Raw genomic sequence first — 20707 nt, forward strand, 5'->3', positions numbered from 1 at the left:
ACTTAATAAAATTCAGCGTAACGAGAGATTTCCCAATCGGAGACATGTCTCATGTACTCCACCCATTCCATGTGTTTCAGTTCCAGAAACTCGTTCGCAAGTCCTTCACCCAATGCACCACGAACAACACTGTCTTTTTCAAAAGCGGTCAGGGCTTCGTGTAGATTTTGAGGCAGGATGGCAATACCTTTTTCTTCCAGTTCAGCAGGGCTGAGTTCATAGAGATTGGTATTGTGTCCCTGGCCCGGATCAAGCTCGCGTTCCACACCGTCCATACCGGCGGCAATAATGGCTGCCGTTGTCAGGTAAGGGTTGCATGAGCCATCCGGCAGGCGCATTTCAAGACGACCGTAAGGAATACGCACCATGGTTGAACGGTTGTTATCGCCATAAGTCACATAAGCGGGCGCCCAGGTGGCACCTGTCAGTGAACGGCCGACAACAAGACGTTTGTATGAATTCACAGTCGGTGCAGCCAATGCACACAAGGCCGGGGCATGTTCCAGCAGACCCGCCATAAAGTGATAAGCCAGTTTGCTCAGACCGTGTCCCGTCGGATCACTGTCATCGTGGAACAGGCTCTTTTCACCATCACCGATAGAGATATGCAAGTGCATGCCATTACCAGGTCTGTTGCTGAACGGTTTAGGCATATAAGTACAAATCATGCCCAGTTCATTGGCAATTTCACTGGCGGCCATCTTAAACATGATGAAATCATCAGCACTTTTCAGGCAGTCGGCATAGGTGTAGTTGATTTCAAACTGACCATTCGCATCTTCGTGATCAATTTGATAAACATCCAGCCCTACTTCGATAAGGGATTCAGTCAGTTTCTCCAGAAAAGCACTCTGACGGGTAATACCCTTATAGTCATAACAAGGTTTATGCAGCGTATCGGTATCATCGAACGGGTGCATTTGACCGAACTCATCTTTTTTCAGCAAAGAGAATTCTGGCTCCAGGCCGGTAAACATGGTCCAGCCTCTTGCGTTCAGCCGCTCAATCTGATTTTTCAATACAACACGGGAATCGAAGTTATAAGGCTTGCCATTGACATGACCATCACAGATGATTCTTGCGTAACCCGGTTGCCAGGGAATAACTGTCAAGGTAGATAAATCGCCCCTGGCCATATAGTCAGGCCCGTTTGGCTTGATGCCCATGCCACAGATTGCGCCACCTGCAAAACCGGCGCCATTACCCAGAATATCCTCCAGATGAGCAGCAGGTATTGACTTGACTTTGGCAACACCGTGGATATCAACAAACTGTGCCAGAATGTACTTAATCTTGTTGTCTTTGAGGAATTGCTTAGCTTCTTCTACTGTGTTCACAGCAGTGTCGGTCGGAACTAAATCTTCAGCAACCGGCTGACTTATTTCATTTGCTTCTGCTACATATTTCATATTTCTTTCCTTCTTGGTTAAGGTTTTTCAGCAATTTCAATTGCTTTTGAAATACCGGTTAATTCCGACAGGTCCGCCACCCAACTCTTTAATTATATTGAGCAGGGTTTTCCACAAATAAGGGCCGAAAGTACCGTCGCACCAGAGTCGGTAGACAGTTTGACCATTCAGGCTTTGCCTCAGCAGCGTTGCTGAAACACCGGCTATCATGGTCATTACAAGTCGGTTATCGTCGAGCACATCACCATTCAGATCGATTGCACACACTTCGGAAAATAATGGCTGGATCAGTTCACCACTGAGAATGAAAGCTGCATCGTTACGACTGACTTTATGTATGCCGCTTTCATTAACGCTGGTCTGATTCAGTTTTGAACATAGCTCTGTACCAGGTTGATCTTCTAGCAAAAACTCAGTATTCCCCAGCCTCATCACCAGGGTATTGTCATCCTGAGTTGTCCAACTGTTAGTACCTGTTGGCAGGTTGACATTGGCAGCGGTCAACCACGCTGATGCATTAGGGCCTTTTACCCCGAAACGGTTCAGCGCACTGACATCACAAATTGATAAAGTCTGACTGTGAGCATCTTCCACTGTTGTTTCAGCAAAACTCAGGGCCGTGCTCATACCGTTGATGTCGCCTACAACCGGTTTACGCAGAGACTGAGCAAAGGCAACCGGACTTCTATAAACAGCGTCTTGCATGATCAAGCTCCTTTTTTTGCTAAAAGATGAAAAAACGGTGCCTTCACTACCGTGGCAGACACCATGGCTCCTGAGTCAGCGCGAATCTGAAATTGACTGCCGATGCCACTTTGTTCAGGGGCAACAAAGGCAAAACCAATCACCCGATTCAAATATTTGCTATACGAAATACTGGTGACACGGCCTTTGATATCGTCGTTTTCGATCACCAGATTGCACTCCTTGGGCAGTTCACCGGCAAAGTCGCTATCCAGCACGAAATTAATCAGTTTTTTGTTCAACTGTTTTTTGGCAAGGATTTGCAGACTTCTCTGACCGACAAAGAAAGGCTTATCCATCGCGACCAGCGATTCAGAGTGGGCTTCAAACGGGTTGGTCAGGCCATCAGTATCATGGCTGATCAGATGGTGCCCCATTTCCAGCCGTAACAAACGCTGTGCATCAGTACCAAAGGCACGAATACCCGCCTGTTTGCCCGCTGTCATGATGGCTTCCCAGACATGCAAGCCGGCTTTGTAGGGCACATGGATTTCAAACGCGAGTTCGGCAACAAAGCTGACTCGCATTATCCGTGCGTCGACGCCAGCCACCTGGCCTTCACGGATAGCCCCATCACGCATCGCAGATACTGACAAGTCAATATCGGTTAAACCTTCAACGATAGAGCGGGATGCCGGACCGGCAACAGTCATCGCAGCCATGGCACCGGTCAGGTTCACCAGGGTCACCTGCATGCCCCACAGCTGAATATTGCGTTGCATTTCGCGGTAGACCGAGGCGGCATTAGATGAGTTGGTCGAGACATAGAATTTGTCTTCAGCCAGACGGGCAGCCAGACCATCGTCGGTCATGACGCCGGATTCATCCAGCAGCATGGCGATACGGCTGTCTCCCACTTTCTGGCCGGCAAATTTGCCAGTGTAGAAACGTTCCAGAAAAGCAGCAGCATCGGGGCCGAAAACTTCGATTTTGCCCAGCGTGCTGCCATCGATCATGCCTGCTTTTTCACGAACTGCGGTCGCTTCTTCCTGCACGGCCTGGCTAGCTGTTAGCGTTGTTCCTGCCGGCACATAATAAGCTGGCCGCATCCAGACACCGGCATCCATCATCACACCACCATGGTCGACATGCCATTCGTGCATTGCGGTATAACGATGCGGATGAAAGCTACGGCCACCCAGGTGACCAATAGGCGTCGGATGGAAAAACGGTCTGGCTGTTGTGGTACCAATTTTCTGTACCGGCAACTGACGGATCCGCGCCAGAATGCGAATCGCATTCATATTGGAATGTTTACCCTGGCTCGGCCCCATGCCCACGGTAGTGAAACGTTTCATCAATTCGATATTGTCGAAACCTTCTTTTGCCGCATTGATAAAGTCCTTGACCTGAATGTCTTCATCGAAATCGACAAAGTTTTTGCCTTTAGGATGATTAACAATCGGGTATGGATGGCTGGGTGATGCGGCCTGTGGAATGTTCACGCTGACAGCATCTGCTTGTTTACCCAGATAATTCAGTACTTCTGCCGCTGCGCGCTGACCATCTTGCTGACGTGCTTTCAGATCAAAGACACCATTGACTTTACCCGCCGCGAACACACCTTCAGGCAGTTGGTCCGGAACAAATTGCTCCAGGCCATCGTCATAACGCATCTGGGTCCCGGCCTGATACAGCAGGGCAGCAGCCGGTGCCCAACCTGAACTCATCGCGACGCCATCACAGCTCAATCTGACACTGCGGCTGGTATCAGCTTCAGCATCTGCCTCGTTATACGGGCAGACCACTACTTCCTTGATACTCAGCTTGTCTTTAGTTGCCACAGCCTCGTAAATACAGCTGGCCTTATGTACGGCAATGCCTTTGTCAGTGACTCGCTCAGTCAACTCACGGCTGGCACCATCACGACGCATATCAATCACCGCCACCACTTCGGTACCGGCAGAGGCCAGATCCAAAGCCGTGCGATAGCCATGGTCATTAGCTGTGACCACCACCCCTTTATTAAAAGGTTTGACGGCATAACGGTGAATCAGACGCTGTGCGGCTGAGCCCAGCATCACACCCGGCAAATCGTTGTATCTGAATACAGGGGGTTGCTCAAACACACCACTGGCAACAATGACGGTTTTAGCTCGCACCTTGGTAATGCCATCATCTTCAACAATAGGTACCAGATGATCTGCATAATAACCAGCTGCATAAGCATTGGTGATCAGACGAATATTGGCCTCATTTCTGACCGCATTCAGTAAAGTTGACAAGGTATCGGCGACCGTTTGATCACCGGCGTAGTCATAGGTCAGACTACCACCTGCCTGGTGATTTTCATCAACCAGAATGACTTTCAAACCCTGACTTGCGGCCGATAAGGCAGCAGACAATCCCGCAGCGCCGGCGCCTACAATCAGTACATCACAATGGGCGTGACGTTTGGGTTTGGTGATCCGCGGGTAATTGAAGTTAACAACCCCCAGACCTGCCGCCTTACGGACTATGTTTTCCCAGAAAGGAAACAATCTCCGAGGCGTATGGAAAGCTTTGTAGTAAAAACCAACCGGTAAGACCGGCGACAAATAGTCGATGTACTTGTTCTTGTCCTTAAGCACCCCGCCGTCAGTGTTGACAGCTTCCAATGTCATGCCATTGCTGACAGGCCATACGTCAGCTCTGATATTGGTATCTTCACCATCGGTCATCATCGCATTGACGTCGTGGTTAGCAAAACTCAATACCCCTCTGGCACGGTGGTATTTAAAACTACGGCCCAGGACTTTAATGCCTGCAGCCCACAGAGCACTGCTGATGGTATCGCCTTCATAACCTTCAACAGTCCGACCTTCATAACTGAACGTCAAAGGCTTATCACGATTAATCCATTCGCCTCTTTTCTTTGCAATACGCGCAGTCATTGCTTTCCCCCCTGACCCGGCAGATAGGTACGACTGACCTTGTCAGTCATGGTGTGTCTTTCAGCGATAAACCAAGTGCCGCTCGGGCCGTGGTACCACCACTCTTTTTTGAAGCCTGGAGCACCACTTCTGTTATGCACATAAGCAGCCCAGACCTTGTCTGTGCAAGTGTCAGGATTCGGCATGTCACGATATTCACCGCCATAGGTGAATTCGCTTAACGGTCTGACACCGTTGATAGGACATTCAAGTAATTTCATAGTCTTACTCTCACTTAGTGACCGACCGAGGCTGCGCCTTTTTCACCAGTCAGCTCATAGTCTTCGAAACGGGATAAACGGTATGAATTGATCAGATCAGGGGCTATATCACGGGCAATGGTTTCTGCCATGGTCTTACCGCTGATCGGTGTCGCTTTGAAGCCCCATGTGCCCCACCCGGCGTCAAGATAGAACCCTTCAATCGGGGTTTTACCCATGATCGGCGCGAAATCCGGAGTGATATCTGCCATGCCGGCCCACTGCCGGACGACTTTGATATTGGAGAGGAACGGGAACATATCAACGATGTGAGACGTCAGACCCTCAACAAAATCGAGCGATGAACGGGTTGAATGCACTTCATAAGGATCCAGCGACGAACCCATCACCAATTCCCCACGGGAAGACTGGCTCACATAAACATGCAGGCTGCCTGACACCAGAATCGTATCCAGCCACGGTTTCATCGGCTCACTGACGCAAGCTTGCAGCGGGTGAATCACTATCGGCGTTTCTATATCGACCATATCGGTAATGCGTGGGGTAAAACCGGCTACCGCAGAGAGCACACGATTGGTACTGATATAACCTTTATTGGTGTTAACGCCGACAACTTTGCCGCTCTTAACATCAATACCGGTCACTTCAGTATTCTGGAAAATTTCCACACCCAGCTGATCAGCACCGCGTGCATAGCCCCAGGCCACACCGTCATGACGGGCTACCGAACCGGGCGCATGATATAAAGCGCCCAGGATAGGGGCCTGACCACTGCAGGAAATATCGAGTTGAGGACAAGCTTTGGAAATTTCATCGGGTCCGACCACATAACTCTCGACGCCAACATGCTTGTTCACTTCGGCACGCCAGCGCATGGTACGCATAGCCGATTCAGTATGTGCCAGCGTGAAATGGCCGCGAGTAGAATAAAACAGATTAAGGTCAAGTTCTTCTGACAGGCCTTCGTACATCTTGACGCTGGCATCATAGAAGTTGACGCCTTCCGGTGTCAGGTAGTTAGAACGAACAATAGTGGTGTTACGACCGGTGTTACCACCGCCGATATAGCCTTTCTCCAGCACCGCCACATTGGTGATGCCAAAATCTTTGGCCAGATAGTAAGCGGCGGCGAGGCCATGGCCCCCACCCCCGATAATCACGGCATCATAGGTTTTTTTAGGCTGAGTACAGTCTCTAAAAAAACGGGGGGCCGGGTGTTCACGACTAAGAGCATACTTCAAGAGTCGTAATGGCATTATTAACCTCCACTGCTCGGTGAGTTTAGATACCTACTACTTTTCGAGTAGACATCATTAACTACCTTATAAGTAAACAATGTTTCACCTAATGAAACTTTAACTACATTTACGCATGCCTGATTTTTCATGTCAATACCCTTATGAAACTTTTTTTCATTTTATGAATCTTACCTTCACTATGAACCCAAAATATGATGTATAATCAACGCTCTATAAAATAGTGGAAAACGGAGTATTTTCAGGAGTGAACAAAAAAAACGATGCCCCGATTATTGAGACAACTGTGCACTCGCTCGATAAGCATCTGGGCAATACCCTGCGTCACCTGCGTCTGGATAACGGACTGACTATCGCCGAAGTGTGCAAACGTGCCAACGTCAGCAGGGGCATGCTCAGTAAGATAGAAAACGGTCTCACTTCACCCAGCCTCGAAAAACTGGAACATCTGGCCAATGCGCTCGGCGTCACGTTGTCCAAGCTGTTTCACAATTACGACACACCCAAAGGTGGCGCTCAGTACGTCAGAAACGGCGAAGGTATGGAAGTGGTCCGAAGGGGTACCAAAAGTGGTCACACCTATCACCTGCTTGCCTACGACCAGGGACCGAAAAAACTGTTTGAACCGTTTCTGATTTCGCTTGAGGAAGAAAGCGAAGTCTTCGCTCCTTTTGAACATGCAGGCACAGAGTTCATTTATATGCTTGAAGGCAAACTCGAATACACCGTTGGTGATGAACGCTATGTGCTCGAACCGGGTGACTCGCTGACCTTCAACGCCGAACAACCGCACCGCCCTGAAACAAAACTGCAAATGCCGATTCGTTACCTGGCGATTATCTATTACGACAGCCTGGATGATTTTGAGCACGACCAACAGCTGTAAACCATGTTAGTGACTTGGCTGTTTGACCAGCAACGCCGCCATATCAGTGAAATTACACATCAATTGCTGTTTGAGATCAGCCGGATATGCCAGTTTATCCAACGCCATATCCATACAACTCAGCCAGGCCTGACTGAGCGCCTCATCAATATCTACATGGGCGTGAATCTTGCGCACGTCGGAATGCCCCCACTTTTCAGCATACAGCTGTGGGCCGCCAAACATTCCGCAAAAGAAGCTGAACTGCTCCATTCTGGCATGCGCCATACCGTGTCCACGCAGATGAAGTAAATACACAGGTTTGCCGGTTTCAGTCGTCTCCAGCAACTCACAAAATGTATTGACCAATTGCTGCACACCTTCGGCCTGGCCGATCTGGTCATAGATACTAATGCGTTTACGCTGAGCTGATACCTGCTCCACCTTGCCCTCCTGTATTCGAAAGACTGCTTACTCTCTAATCATAGAGAAGACGGTGCACGGTTTTAATACCGATGAAGGCTTACTTCTTTAGGTGTATAAGCAAATGGGGAAACTTGAGGATCTATAGCTCCGCAACTCACTGTTCAGCGCGGAACCGGGCAAAGTCCGTCACGGCCTCACCAAGGCATTGATAGCAAAGTACCAGCTAGTGAGCAACAATCCATCAACGAATTAAGTGACATATACAATCGCGAAGCCGCAGGCCGTGGCGCTCAAGTCAGGCGCGGTATCGTAGAAGCGAAACTTTTTTATCTGGTTCCCCACGGAGGACCGTGGTAACCTCGGCCAGACCAAAAAGCACGTTATGCTGTTATCCCCGCCGAAAAAAAGCTGGGATCAAAGCTGAAGCACAGCTTGGTATTAGGGAGATGCATTTCGCTAAAAGGCGGATTATTTCAGGGCGTTTGCTGCTTTCTTCTCCAGCTCAGCCGCCTGATTGATGATATGAAAAATCACATTTTGCTCATTCACGCCGATGACTTTCTCAGCCCCAGGCCCTGTAGCATAAATCGCCACATCCTCACCGCCGTGGGTTTCTGACTCCAGCGGCACCAACGCTTCCTGATGATAACCGCTGATTTCGGTATCAATATCCGTCAGATCTTTACGACCGGTATCGGCAGGAAAACCATAACTGATATCGGCATTGGTTTCGTTCCCCATATTCCGATAGCCCTGACCGTTGGTATAACCTAAGGTTGTGTAAGGCAAGCCATCATTCGCTTTAGCAGGCTCCTGTTCGCCGACATTGACCACCTTACCCAAGATCGGATTGCCGCGTTTCGGATAACCCGCCATCGTAAACACATGGCTGTGATCGGCAGTCACCACAATCAATGTTTCTTCTTGCTTGGTCTGTTCAACGGCCGCGCTGACCGCATTTGACAGTTCAATCGTGTCGGTCAACGCATTAAACGCATTACCGGCATGATGGGCATGATCGATACGGCCCGCTTCCACCAGCAGAAAGTAACCGTTTTCATTATTGTCCAGAATATCAATGGCCTTTGTCGTCATCTCGACCAATGACGGCTCACCCGCCTTATCATTTTTACGGTCAGCTTCATAATGCATATGTGACTCGTTAAACAAGGCCAACAACTTATCAGTCTTCGCCGGTTCAACCGCATCGAAACCGGCTTGATCATAAATATAAACGCCGTTTGAATAAATCTGCTGCCATTCGCTGATTAAATTACGGCCGTCAGTACGATCGCCTTCCGTTACACTCACCGCATCCGGGCTGTTAAACTCGCGCTCCTTGGGCAGGAAATGACGCCGCCCGCCGCCCATCACCACCTCGATACCGTTTATATTGCTTGCCTTGGGAAAACGTCGTTGCAGATTGGCCTCGAAGTGAATCAACTGTGAGGCAATATCTTCACAGCCTGCTTTAACCGCCGCCTTCGGCATATCGGAAATATCTTCCCAGTTACGTTCGGCGGACTTGGCATAAGTTGCTGCCGGTGTCGCATGGGTGACCCGCGTTGTCGTCACAAACCCGGTCGACTTGCCGGCAATCTCGGCCAGCTCCAAAGCGGTCACCAGTTCATTACCTTTAACTGTTTCGCACTTGCCACGCTCTACATCCTCATCAATACCGATAATGCCGGCATTGGTCTTAACCCCGGAAATAATCGCCGTCATCGTGCCCGCCGAGTCCGGTGTCTGTGCATCGACATTGTAGGTTTTGGACAAGCCGGTAAACGGAAACGACTCAAAGCTCAGACTGCTCTCCTCACCGGACAAGCCTTTATTCTGACCGTCTAGAATCCTTGCAGCAGTGATGGTGGAAACGCCCATGCCGTCGCCGACAAACAGAATGATATTTTTTGCTTTTTTGTTTGGATCAAAAACCGGTTTATTCGCCATCTTGGCAACCGCATCGTTGTACCAAGGGTTATTGACCTGATGCTCAGGCAAAGCACGTTCAGCTTGAGCATTCAAACTTATCCCGAACAGTACAGCCGCTAATAACAATGAGAATTTTTTAGTCCTCAAAATCTGTGCTCCAGAAGTGTGAAATAGTTAATTGATAATAGTGACGAAAATCTTATCTGCCACAGATGACAGTGATATTTCTTGCCATGAAGGATTACACATGTATCCAGATTAAACCTTCGACCCGTCATGAAACAGCGCGTGCTCTCTTCTGTTGCACTTTTTTGCAACAATTGCCTATTAATAAATTGTCCTCTTCTTCCTCGTTCAGCACATTCTCAACCGTACGGAACTCTTCCAAACCTTGTTGATTAACTCAAGATATGCTCACCAACTAATTCTTTGTTCCAGAATGAAAAATTCTTCACACTGCCGTATAAAGTTTTGACAAAATACTTGAACTTTTTACCAAATAAGTGAATCATAGTGAACAGACGGGTAAGTCCTGCTATGTGCCTGATTCGTTCCCTTCCATCGGTTGGCAAGAGTTTCAGGAACCAGACATAATAGGGACCGTCTTTTTTTTGCCCGCAGTTATCTTAAATACTCTGTCTCAAAGGCAATTTTGTCAGCATACTGCTGATACCATGCAGTATCACTGCGTTCGTGCTTCCTGAATATCCCCCAGCAAAACAAATCCACAGCCTGTAGCCCAGTATTGGCTTTTGAATCTTCATGACTAATGTTGAGTGGAACATTCAATGGCAACCTGGCTTCAAGCTGATTAGCCAGATATTGATTAAAGTCTTCAATTTCTTCTTTGTTTTTGCATTTGTCTACAACCAAGGTAGCGGCAGGATTCACCGCAGTCAGATCAACCGCATCCAATAAGAACCTAGCCAGGAAATTGTAGAGTTTTTTGCGGCCAACCTTAGTTGTCAGGTGTTCACCGACTCGCCGCTTGTTCAATGCAACAGTATAAATTCGCCAATCATCATTTTTTAGTTGTCTGTAAAAATATGCTTTTATTGGCAGAGACACATGGGTGGCATGTAACTCCTCAACTCGTCTTTTATTGTTCTTCTTCTGGTTCAGCTTATTTTTCAACGTTCTTTTTACAGCAGTCTTGAAGGCATCCACAGCTTGCTTATTATCACAAACCAACAGCGTGATAACGAATTTTCGGGATGGACTTTTATTGTCAAAGTCGAATCCTAAATCACCTGACTCATCAAGAAAAATAAACACCGGACTATCCTTGTCAACAATTTACATCAGTCTAATTTACACAAATCGTATTGAGTATTTGCAAATTTAGCGAGACGTGCTGATACCATTTTCTGATCCTTTCAGCCAAATCTTCGGTTGTTCCATCACCTTTGAAATAAACGCATTCCCCTCATGCCATTTCCGTTCGAATTGTTCCAGTTCATAGACGGAAGGATTAACGGGACGAGATAAAATCTTCTCAGCTTCCATCAGGCATGCCATCAAATCGGCATAAGCCAGACTATCGGAAACCACCAGCAAATCAATATCACTTTTGGCTGTTGCTATGCCCTTCGCAACCGAGCCATAGATGAACGCACATAAAATCTGTTCATTAACGGGTTTTAAAGCCTCACGAACCACATCAGCCACACCGAATGTTTTACGAGCTATCGATACCAGCTCTTCAAATATCGGGCTGTCAGGATTTGCTTGATAGTGCTGCTGATTACCTTCTCTTGAAGCAATCAATATCCCCGAGCCAGCGAGTTTTTCCAGTTCACGGGTAATAGTGCCACGCCCCATATCGGCCCAGCGTAGAATCTCATTCGTATAAAAACTCTTATCGGGCTTACCATAAAGCAGACCCAACACGCGTTGCTGTGTTTTTGTGAATAATGCATCAGCTATAGACGTTACTGACATACAACACCAGCATAAAAATACCCAATATGGGTACTATGATCCCCATATTGGGTATTATCAACTTCAATTTAATGACAGTCATGATATTTAACTCAAGCGACATTTACACAGAAGTGATGACTGTTAAGCAGTAGAGCCAAGTTCTGACACATCTGTCCGAAGTTGTTATACAGTAACACCCTAATATGAGTTATCAACCAGGGAAGGAAAACGTCCATGCTGCCACAATCATTTAAACGCAGCATCCCACAATTAGCCATGCAGACCAACAATACGGCTACCTTAAGCAGTCGCTTACCCGACTTGCCTCATTCCTGCCCTGTGTCAGTAAGCGGATAAAGATTAGTGAAATACGAATAATCTGGATTAACCACTTATAATCTTTGACTTCAACAGTGCCTGAACACATACAGAAAGAGAAAGAGCAACATTGAATGAATGCAAACAACGAACAAATAAAACAAGTGAACCGCCCCAGGTTCTCCGGAGACTCGAGGGTTTGAGTCAGGCAACATGCGCTGACCCGGTCTGTTTTTTGTAATACATTAATTCATATTCAGCTGGAGGGATACCGCCAATTGGCTCAAGAATGCGTTTCTTATTGAACCAGCTTCCCCACTCACATGTGGCAATCTCAACATCATCACAGTGCTTCCAGGGGCCACGGTGGTGGATGACTTCAGCTTTGAATAATCCGTTGATGGTTTCAGCCATGGCGTTGTCATATGAATCACCTTTGCTACCCACAGATGCCTCGATCCCGGCTTCAGCCAGGCGTTCGGTGTAACGAATCGACAGATACTGACTGCCACGGTCACTGTGATGCGTTAAGCCCGTGGGTTTCCCTCTGGCCCAAATTGCTTGCTCCAAGGCATCCAGGACCAAATCTGTATGCAGGCTGCGGGTGACCCGCCACCCGGCGATATAGCGAGAAAAGACATCCACGACAAAAGCCACATAAACAAACCCTGACCATGTCGGCAACCCCACGAAATGACGATTCACCAGATCTTCAGGGCGCGTAGCAGCTTCATCAGGGATGGTGGTTTTGCACGGCTTACCGCGGACAACGCCCTGAATATTCAGCTGAGCCATTAAACGCTCGATGGTACATTTTGCAACGCGGATCCCTTCGCGATTGAGTTGACGCCAGATTTTTCTGACGCCGTACACCCGGTAATTTTCCTCCCAGACACGCACAATGTCTGGAATAAACATGTCATCACGCTTGGCACGTTGACTGCGGCGTTCGGGATTCCGTTGTTTGGCTTTGAACTCGTAATACGTTGACGGTGCAATCGGTAACTCTTCACAGATTGGCTCGACACCGTACTGGTCACGGTGTTCATCAATAAATGTTGCCGTTATTTCGGTTTGCGGTCGAGCTCCGCCTGGGCGAAAAAAGCAGCGGCCTTGCGCAAGATCTCATTCGAGCGTTTAAGCTCACGATTCTCACGCTCCAGCGCTTTTAAACGTTCGGCTTCAGCGGTGGTCATGCCATCACGAACACCCGTATCGCGCTCTTTCTGGCGAACCCAACTGCGCAATGTCTCGGGTGTGCAACCCAAATTCTCAGCAATTGCGCAGATCGCAGCCCACTGTGATCGGTGCTCATCTTGCTGCGATAAAACCAAACGCACTGCACGTTCTTTGAACTCTGGGGAATATCTGACTGCTTTCTTCATAGCTCCATTATCTCAAGTTATGGAGCCTCCGGTGAACCCAGGGCGGTTCATAATCCACGCAAACGGCGTATTTATGAAGAGCGTAAACCGAGTGAAGTATTGCATGTTTTATCGTTAGCAGTAGTTGTCCGGGAATTCCAGACAACTGAATCTTCCGTTTATTCAGCGTTTTTGAAGATATTCTGTTTCAGCCCTGTTGTTTTCTGAAAGACCACAGTTCACGCTAGAGGAGCAATCAAGTAAGTGCGCTTTCTGAACCGGTCATATCCGGCAAAGTGAAATAAAACACGGCACCTTCGTCCACGGCCGCTTCAGCCCACACGCGCCCGTAGTGACGGTTGATAATGCGTTTGACAGTGGCAAGGCCGATGCCTGTGCCTGGGAACTCGGCTGCATCGTGCAGGCGTTGAAAGGCGCCAAACAGGTTTTTAGCGTGTCTCATATCGAAACCGGCACCGTTGTCCTGGACAAAGAAGGTATATTCGCCGTTTTGGTCTTTCATACCGAGTTCAATGCGGCCTTGTTCTCGTTTGGCGGTGTATTTCCAGGCATTGTGCAACAGGTTCTCCAGCATAATGCGCAGCAGATGGCGGTCGCCCCAGGCTTTCAGGTCTGAGGCGATATGGAGATTCACGTACCGTTCTGGTTCGTTTGCCTGTAGTTCTGTGCAGACTTCCTCGGCCAGGGCACTCAGGTTGACTTGCTGAATATTGAGCTCGGCACGGCTGACGCGTGACAAATTCAAGATGTCATCAATCAGCGTACCCATGCGTTGTGCCCCGGAACGCACTCGTGCCAGATAGCCGCGGCCGGTGTCGTCGAGTTTGTCTTCGTAATCATCAAGCAACGCCTGGCTGAAACCGTCGATAGCCCGCAATGGCGCACGCAGATCATGGGAGACGGAGTAACTGAATGCTTCCAACTCTTCATTGATTTGCATCAGTTCTATGGTTCGTTGGCGTAGTGCCTGTTCGTGCTGGTACATGTCGATAAACAGCTTGACCTTGTTCAGCAGTATTTCCGGTTCGAACGGTTTGACGATATAGCTGAAGGCGCCTTTCTCGTAGCCATGGAAGATATTGATGTGCTCGGTGTAGATCGCCGAAATAAAAATGAACGGCATGCGGGCGGTTTTTTCTTCCTGGCGCAGTAACTCGGCGAGTTCGTAGCCGTCCATTTCCGGCATCTGGATGTCCAGCAATGCCAAAGCGAAGTCATGATGCAAGGTAAGTCTTAACGCTTCATTGCCGTTGGTCGCCTCATACAGTTCCACCGGCATATCTTTCAGCAAACGCCGCAGCGCCAGCAGATTGGCCGGTTTGTCGTCAACCATCAGTATTTTAGGTTTATTTGTCAGAGCCATCATTTGCGCATCCATATTCTCATCAAAGAAAACAACCGCTCAACCTCCACCGGTTTCGCAATGTAGTCATTGGCCCCGGCGTCGATACATTTTTGCCGGTCCTCTTTCATCGCCTTGGCGGTGAGGGCGACGATAGGTAAATCCTGAAGATGGTTCTGCTGGCGTATTTTACGTATGCATTCATAGCCGTCCATCTCGGGCATCATGATATCCATCAGCACAAAATCCATATCGGGATTGTTGGCCAGCAGATCCAGGGCAACCCGGCCGTTATCGGCCTTGATGACCTTCATGCCTCGCTCCGACAACACCTTGCTGAGTGCAAAAATATTGCGCATGTCGTCGTCGACCAACAGAATCTGCTTGCCTTGAAGCTGGGCTTCCTTGTCATACATAGCGGTAATGATGCCCTGTTTCTGAGGAGGTAGATTGCTTAAGGTTCGGTGGAGAAAGAGTGCAGTTTCATCCAACAAGCGTTCTTCGCTCTTCACGCCCTTAATGATAATAGTTTCGGCATACTGCTGTAATTCCTCGTTTTCCTGTCGCGTAAGTTCCTTGCCGGTGTAAACGATAATGGGGGGCACCCGGCCATCCATGGTACCGCTGCTATTCTCCAATTCCTTGATTAATTCAAAACCGCTCATATCGGGCAGGCCGACATCGAGTACCAGACAATCGACAGTCTGCTCACGCAATATTTTCAGTGCCTCCTGGGCAGTACTCGCTTCAAGGCACTGTACATCGCCATTGCCGATCAGCTTGACGATGGCTTTGCGTTGCATCTTATTATCTTCAATGATCAGTAGGTTTTTCATCTTGCGGTTGATAAAATCTTCCATACGGGCGAAAGAGGCATCGAGCTGTTGCTTGTCGATAGGTTTGGCCAGATAATCCACCGCCCCCGCTTTGATGGGATCCAGTTGTTTTTCCTCTGCGCTCATGATGTGTACGGGGATATGCCGCAGCTGCGGGTCACTCTTCAATTCCTTTAACACCAGGTAGCCGTCCATGCCCGGCAGCGCCAAATCCAGAATAATGGCATGCGGCTGGTAGCTCGCCGCCAGTGCCAGGCCATCTTCGCCGGTGGCTGCGTTCAGATGTTTGAATCCTTTTTTCTTCGCTTGTTCTGCCAGCACACGAGCAAAGTCATCGTCATCTTCGATAATCAGGATCGTATGGTCGTCCGAGGCGATATCTTCGCGTTGATCCGGGATAGTGGGATAGTCCAGAAAACGGTGCCGATCAGGCTGCGGGGCCACCTGCTTAGGTTGCCGGACAGGTTCGGGGGTTGCGTACATATCCGTTTCTATGCTTTCGGGAATCACCAGTGTAAAGCTGGAGCCGATCCCCTCCTCACTGTCGACGGTGATAGTCCCGCCCAACAGTTTGGCCAGATCCCGGCAGATAGACAGGCCCAGCCCGGTGCCACCGTATTTGCGGGCGGTGCCACTTTCCAGCTGCAGGAAAGCTTCAAAGACCAACGCCTGTTTATCCTTGGGAATACCAATACCCGTATCGGCCACGACAATAGCAATCTGGTTATTGGGCTCACGTTGGAAACTAATCTTTACCGACCCTTTCTCGGTAAACTTCAGTGCGTTGGCAATTAGGTTGCGTAGAATCTGCTCCAACCGCTGTTTGTCGGTGCGTATCGTATCAGGCAGTGTTTCGTCGATAACGGTGTCTAAAGTCAGGCTCTTCTCCGCCGCCTGGCGACCGAAAGTGCGTCTGATATCATCAGCAATATCGGCCAGGGTCACACCGGTCACGTTGAGACTCATTTTGCCGGCTTCTATTTTCGACAAATCGAGTATGTCGTTGATCAGGCTTAACAGATCATGGCCGCTGCGGCTGATTACCTGTGCGCTTTCCACTTGCTCCCCGTTCAGGTTATTGTCGGCATTGCGGGCCAGATCGTTGGACAGGATCAGTAGACTGTTGAGCGGAGTACGCAGTTCATGGCTCATATTGGCCAGAAATTCACTTTTGTATTTGCTGCTGATCTCCAGTTCCCTGGTCTTGAACTCAAGGTTGCTCCGGGCCGCTTCCAGCTCGCTGTTTTGCTGCGAGACCGCCTGGGACTGCTCTTCCAGCTCTTCGTTGGCGGCCTGCAGTTCTTCCTGTTGATCCCTTAACTGCTGGGTCTGCTCCTCCAGTTCTTCATTGGTCTGTTCCAGTTCTTCCTGCTGTTGCTGTAACTCTTCACTTTGCCGCTGCGTTTCTTCCAGCAGTTCCTGAATTTTTTTGCGGGCGATGGCCGAATTCAGCACGATACTGACCGCTTCCAGATTGGATTGCACAAACTCCTGATTAGCTTCGTCAAAGTCATTCAGCTTGCCCAGCTCCAGCACACCCAAAGTACGCCCGTCGAGCAGGAAAGGCGCCAGATAAATATTTCGCGGCGGCGTATCCAGCAGCGACGACTGTACCCGGATATAGTGTTCATCCAGCTCCTGCAGCAGAATCGGTGTCTTATCGGCAGCCGCCTGGCCGATCAGCCCTTCTCCTAAATTAAAGCTGTCTCTGGCACTAACGGCATCGTAAGCATAACGGCCGGCCAATGAAAATGTCCCTGAGTTTTCACTCACCAAGTAGAGCGAACCGATATTAGCCTGGGTATAGGTGGACATGAAGGTAATAATGCTGGTGGCCAGTTCATCGATACCCTGATCGCCCCGCATTATCTGGTTCAGACGATTCTGACCGTTGGTAAGCCAAACATATTTCTCTGTCTCAAGGGTTTTAGCCTTGAGTGAATCCCTCATATCAGTCAGGGCGCTACCCAGCATTTTCACTTCGCGGGATCCCGTCAGATTGACATCGGTATCAAGGTTGCCTGCCGCTATCTCGTTGGCAATTGTCACAGCGCCGGATATGGGGCGGGTAACAGCCCGTGCAACGAGCAGCGACAACACAATGCTGAGTGACACCCCGAGTACCAACAGCCCCCATTCGATTATGCGCAACAAGGTGATCTGCCGGTTCATCTCGCTGAAATCGCTCTGCAGCAAGATGTCTTGGTCGTCCAGCATCTCGTTAAGCACTTCCCGGATTTCTCTGGACAAAGGGAATGTCTTGTCATTGAGCAGTTTGTTGGCAGCATCTCTGTCCGTGACAGCCAGTGTTTTGACCTGCGTATGATAAGTTTCCAGTTGCTCGACCAGCGAAACCATGCGGCTAAGCCGCAGCACATTTTCAGGGCTTGTCCAATCGGCGGAAAGTTGCTGCAAACGATTCAGTGGCGCTCTAATCTCCTGCTCCCAGGCCTGCAAAAAATCGTCCTCGAAACTCTGTTCGGGGAGCAGAATCCAGCCACGTAGTGCCGCCACGGCATGATTGACTCCGTTCAAGACCTGGAGACTGCTTTTGGCGGTAGGTTCACGCAAATTGATAAGTCGTTCAGCTGTGTCGTTGGTATTTCGCACCTGCCAGATGGTAATCAGCACGGCAAATGCCAATAGCAGCACCATCAGGGCATAACCTAAGCCGACTTTCTTGCCCAATGTATCAATTTTCATGTCACGTCCTCCTGACGATTGTGATGAATCTGCAGTAACAAGTCTGTAATTTGTCCGGGCGTCAGCACGTGCTGCGGCCGTGCAATTCGAATGGCAGCCTGGGGCATAGAGGGTGCAACCGCCGTATCCGGATCCTGCACAACGGCAAGCCCACCTTTGTCTTTGAGGTACCGCAGCCCTTCAGCGCCATCGGCATTAGCGCCGGTCAATACCAAACCGACCAGCTCGACTCCGTAGGCTTCCGCCGCAGTCTCGAACAGTACGTCAATGGCCGGACGGGCATGATTCACCCGTTCATCCACCGTTAAGGTAAAAGTGCGATCAGGCTCGATCAGCAAGTGGTAGTTGGCGGGCGCAAAATACACCTTTTCCGGCTCGATCGGTTCTTTTTCGTTGGCTTCTCTGACCTCGATGTCACAGAAGCTATTTAATAATTCAGCCAGCGTTCCCTGTGAGGTGGGCGCCGTGTGTTGCACGGCGATGATCGGCAGTGAAAAATCGCGGGGAAGCGCAGTCAACAGCAGCTTCAACAGCTGCATCCCGCCAAAGGAGGCACCCAATACCACGGCTTCATAGCGCTCAAGGTGAGGGATATTCATAATTTTTCTTATAGATTTTTTGTTGCCGATCTACGTCCGAATAGGAATCCTTGTAGTCGGTTAGGCTCAAAGTTTCTTTTTTGCCCAGACACAGAATGCCGCCGTTGACCAGTGAGCGATGGAACAGTTTATGAACACTGTTTTGCAGCTGCCGGTTGAAGTAAATAAGGACGTTGCGACACACCACCATGTGCACTTCGGCAAAATCGCTATCAGTCACCAGGTTATGATTGGCCCAGAGAATATTCTTTTTCAACGATGGATCCATAATGGCCGAGTCGTATTTTGCGTGGTAATAGTCGGAGAAGGATGCGATGGCACCTGCACTCTGGTAGTTACGTGCGTAGGTTTTCATATTTTCGGCAGGGAAAATGCCCTCCCTGGCCTGCGCCAGAGCATGGGAATTAAAGTCGGTGGCATAGATCTGCACTCGGCTATCAAGATGTTCTTCCTTAAGCATGATGGCCATGGAATACACTTCTTCACCAGTGCTGCATCCCGCGTGCCAGATCTTGATATAGGACCAGGTTTTGAGTAACGGTACGACTTTTTCGCGTACGGCCAGATAAAAATCCGGGTCGCGAAACATCTCGGTGACATTGATACTGAAGTCTTTCAGCAACAGGGCAATAAAATCGGGATCGTGCAACGCCTTGTATTGCAGCATACCAAGGCTTTCCAGCTGTGACAGTCGCAGACGCTGCACCAGCCTGCGTCTGACATGGGCACGGGAATAGGACCGGAAATCATAGCCATACTTGTCGTAAATGGCTTCCAGCAGCAGAGCGATTTCCTCGTCTGATACGGATATCGCTCCCGGTATCGTGGTGTCATCCAAGCTAAACTTCTTATCCATAGCTTTCCTTTTGCCAGGTTTGTCGTGATGCTCGGAACTACCCCACAGAGTATAGGAAGTTTTTCCCTAAATCCAAATTAAAATTCGGGTTCAGGGTACATCATTATTAATGCGATGCGGAAAGCGCTCGGGATGAACGGAATCAGTGTTTAATGGACGGCTATCCCACAGCCGGATATTCAATTTCTGAGTAATAATCCTGATGCACAATCTCTACCCGTAAGCGATCGCCGGCTTCCATAAATTGAAGCGGCTCGCTAACTTCGTTAATCCATTGTTGGGATTGCTCGGGCTTGATGAGATTGCATACATCGCCAATCGGCCAGTGGAAATAGACTTCGTTTTGTTTTTTCTCCGCCAGCACGACTATTTCAGTTGTTTCAGGAATAGGAAGGTAGGAGCTGAAGATTTCCAGTCCGCCCTGCCGTTCCGGATCCGCGGCGAAATATTCCAGCGACAGATCCCAACCACGCACCAGACCCTGGCTTTCATCGCCCCGCTCTATGCTGAAACCATACATAGCCAAGGTACTATCCTTGATTTTGGGCAGCTTGGTTAACGATTGCTGTACAGCCTTGACAGCGTTTCTGTCTTCGCTTGATAACCTGTCCAGTGTCAGCAGCCAGTCGCCCAGATTAATGGCTGCTTTAATCAGCGGTTTGTGGGATTTATCAATCAGAATATTTGCCATAGCGGAAATCGAATTATTTTGGTCACAGGCCGAACACCGAACTGATCAGGTACGCAGTGTAAGCGACATAGGCAGCTAGCAAAAGCCCCCCTTCAAAGCGGTTGATTCGACCACGACCACGGAAACCGTAACCGAAGATAAATAACGAGACGGTCAAGGCGGCCATAACCAGCATGTCACGGGAAAAGACTTCCGCTCAAGTCACGGGTAAAGTTGCGCAAACGCTTGCCGCGTTACTTTTATGAGTCCAGAGCGCGTTATTTCCATAAATGGTATGGACGAAGCGGGC

General features: G+C 49.2%; 17 protein-coding genes and 1 other annotated feature. Of the genes, 1 reads left to right on the forward strand and 16 read right to left on the reverse strand.

What is annotated here, in order from left to right; genetic code table 11:
- Positions 1-2: 2 nt before the first annotated feature.
- From glnT to OMP95_RS04500, 5 genes are read right to left on the reverse strand one after another with little or no spacing between them, the layout of a single operon-like run.
- A complete protein-coding gene (gene glnT / locus OMP95_RS04480; RefSeq protein ID WP_266326383.1) occupies positions 3-1409 on the reverse strand; it encodes a type III glutamate--ammonia ligase in 1407 nt (468 codons plus the stop codon).
- Positions 1410-1445: 36 nt separating this feature from the next.
- On the reverse strand, positions 1446-2114 hold the full coding sequence (locus OMP95_RS04485; protein ID WP_266326385.1) for a sarcosine oxidase subunit gamma: 669 nt from the start codon (positions 2112-2114) through the stop codon (positions 1446-1448).
- Positions 2115-2116: 2 nt separating this feature from the next.
- Entirely contained in the window at positions 2117-5026 is a 2910-nt protein-coding gene (locus tag OMP95_RS04490) for an FAD-dependent oxidoreductase (RefSeq protein WP_266326387.1), read from the reverse strand.
- The gene (locus OMP95_RS04495) at positions 5023-5286 is read right to left on the reverse strand and encodes a sarcosine oxidase subunit delta (protein WP_266326389.1); all 264 of its coding nucleotides are present in this window, start codon (positions 5284-5286) and stop codon (positions 5023-5025) included. The genes OMP95_RS04490 and OMP95_RS04495 overlap by 4 nt, the downstream gene beginning before the upstream one ends.
- A gap of 14 nt (positions 5287-5300) precedes the next feature.
- Positions 5301-6542, reverse strand: coding sequence for an FAD-dependent oxidoreductase (locus OMP95_RS04500; protein WP_266326391.1), 1242 nt, complete (start codon positions 6540-6542; stop codon positions 5301-5303).
- A 247-nt stretch (positions 6543-6789) separates the two neighbouring features.
- Between OMP95_RS04500 and OMP95_RS04505 the strand changes: the two genes are divergently transcribed.
- Positions 6790-7428 (forward strand): helix-turn-helix domain-containing protein, encoded by a 639-nt coding sequence (locus OMP95_RS04505; protein WP_266326393.1) that lies wholly within the window; start codon positions 6790-6792, stop codon positions 7426-7428.
- Between the two features lie 6 nt (positions 7429-7434).
- On the opposite strand, the gene OMP95_RS04510 is transcribed toward OMP95_RS04505, so the two are convergent.
- From OMP95_RS04510 to OMP95_RS04560, 11 genes are all read right to left on the reverse strand, one after another.
- The gene (locus tag OMP95_RS04510; protein ID WP_266326395.1) at positions 7435-7851 is read right to left on the reverse strand and encodes a group II truncated hemoglobin; all 417 of its coding nucleotides are present in this window, start codon (positions 7849-7851) and stop codon (positions 7435-7437) included.
- Positions 7852-8301: 450 nt separating this feature from the next.
- On the reverse strand, positions 8302-9858 hold the full coding sequence (locus OMP95_RS04515; protein ID WP_266326397.1) for an alkaline phosphatase: 1557 nt from the start codon (positions 9856-9858) through the stop codon (positions 8302-8304).
- A gap of 528 nt (positions 9859-10386) precedes the next feature.
- Positions 10387-11040: a DUF3800 domain-containing protein gene (locus OMP95_RS04520; protein WP_266326399.1), complete on the reverse strand. Its 654-nt coding sequence runs from the start codon at positions 11038-11040 to the stop codon at positions 10387-10389.
- Positions 11041-11106: 66 nt separating this feature from the next.
- The gene (locus tag OMP95_RS04525; RefSeq protein WP_266326401.1) at positions 11107-11706 is read right to left on the reverse strand and encodes a nucleotidyltransferase domain-containing protein; all 600 of its coding nucleotides are present in this window, start codon (positions 11704-11706) and stop codon (positions 11107-11109) included.
- Positions 11707-12210: 504 nt separating this feature from the next.
- Positions 12211-13391, reverse strand: a protein-coding gene (locus OMP95_RS04530) for an IS3 family transposase (protein ID WP_266326403.1) whose coding sequence is annotated in 2 segments (ribosomal slippage) — positions 12211-13103 and positions 13103-13391 — 1182 coding nt in all. Because the reading frame shifts where the segments join, the coding sequence is not laid out codon by codon here.
- Positions 12997-13113: a sequence feature (AL1L pseudoknot), on the reverse strand. Its footprint overlaps the gene before it by 117 nt.
- A gap of 235 nt (positions 13392-13626) precedes the next feature.
- The gene (locus tag OMP95_RS04535) at positions 13627-14757 is read right to left on the reverse strand and encodes a sensor histidine kinase (protein ID WP_266326405.1); all 1131 of its coding nucleotides are present in this window, start codon (positions 14755-14757) and stop codon (positions 13627-13629) included.
- On the reverse strand, positions 14754-18272 hold the full coding sequence (locus OMP95_RS04540) for a response regulator (protein WP_266326407.1): 3519 nt from the start codon (positions 18270-18272) through the stop codon (positions 14754-14756). Before OMP95_RS04540 ends, OMP95_RS04535 begins: the two co-directional genes overlap by 4 nt.
- Positions 18269-18871, reverse strand: a complete 603-nt coding sequence (locus tag OMP95_RS04545) for a chemotaxis protein CheB (RefSeq protein ID WP_266326409.1) — start codon at positions 18869-18871, stop codon at positions 18269-18271. The genes OMP95_RS04540 and OMP95_RS04545 overlap by 4 nt, the downstream gene beginning before the upstream one ends.
- Positions 18852-19727: a CheR family methyltransferase gene (locus OMP95_RS04550; RefSeq protein WP_266326410.1), complete on the reverse strand. Its 876-nt coding sequence runs from the start codon at positions 19725-19727 to the stop codon at positions 18852-18854. Before OMP95_RS04550 ends, OMP95_RS04545 begins: the two co-directional genes overlap by 20 nt.
- A gap of 160 nt (positions 19728-19887) precedes the next feature.
- Positions 19888-20418, reverse strand: a complete 531-nt coding sequence (locus OMP95_RS04555; RefSeq protein ID WP_266326412.1) for a hypothetical protein — start codon at positions 20416-20418, stop codon at positions 19888-19890.
- Positions 20419-20440: 22 nt separating this feature from the next.
- Entirely contained in the window at positions 20441-20593 is a 153-nt protein-coding gene (locus tag OMP95_RS04560) for a hypothetical protein (protein WP_266326414.1), read from the reverse strand.
- Positions 20594-20707: the final 114 nt, after the last annotated feature.

It is taken from the genome of Methylophaga sp. OBS4 (assembly GCF_026319305.1).
Classification (GTDB): domain Bacteria; phylum Pseudomonadota; class Gammaproteobacteria; order Nitrosococcales; family Methylophagaceae; genus Methylophaga.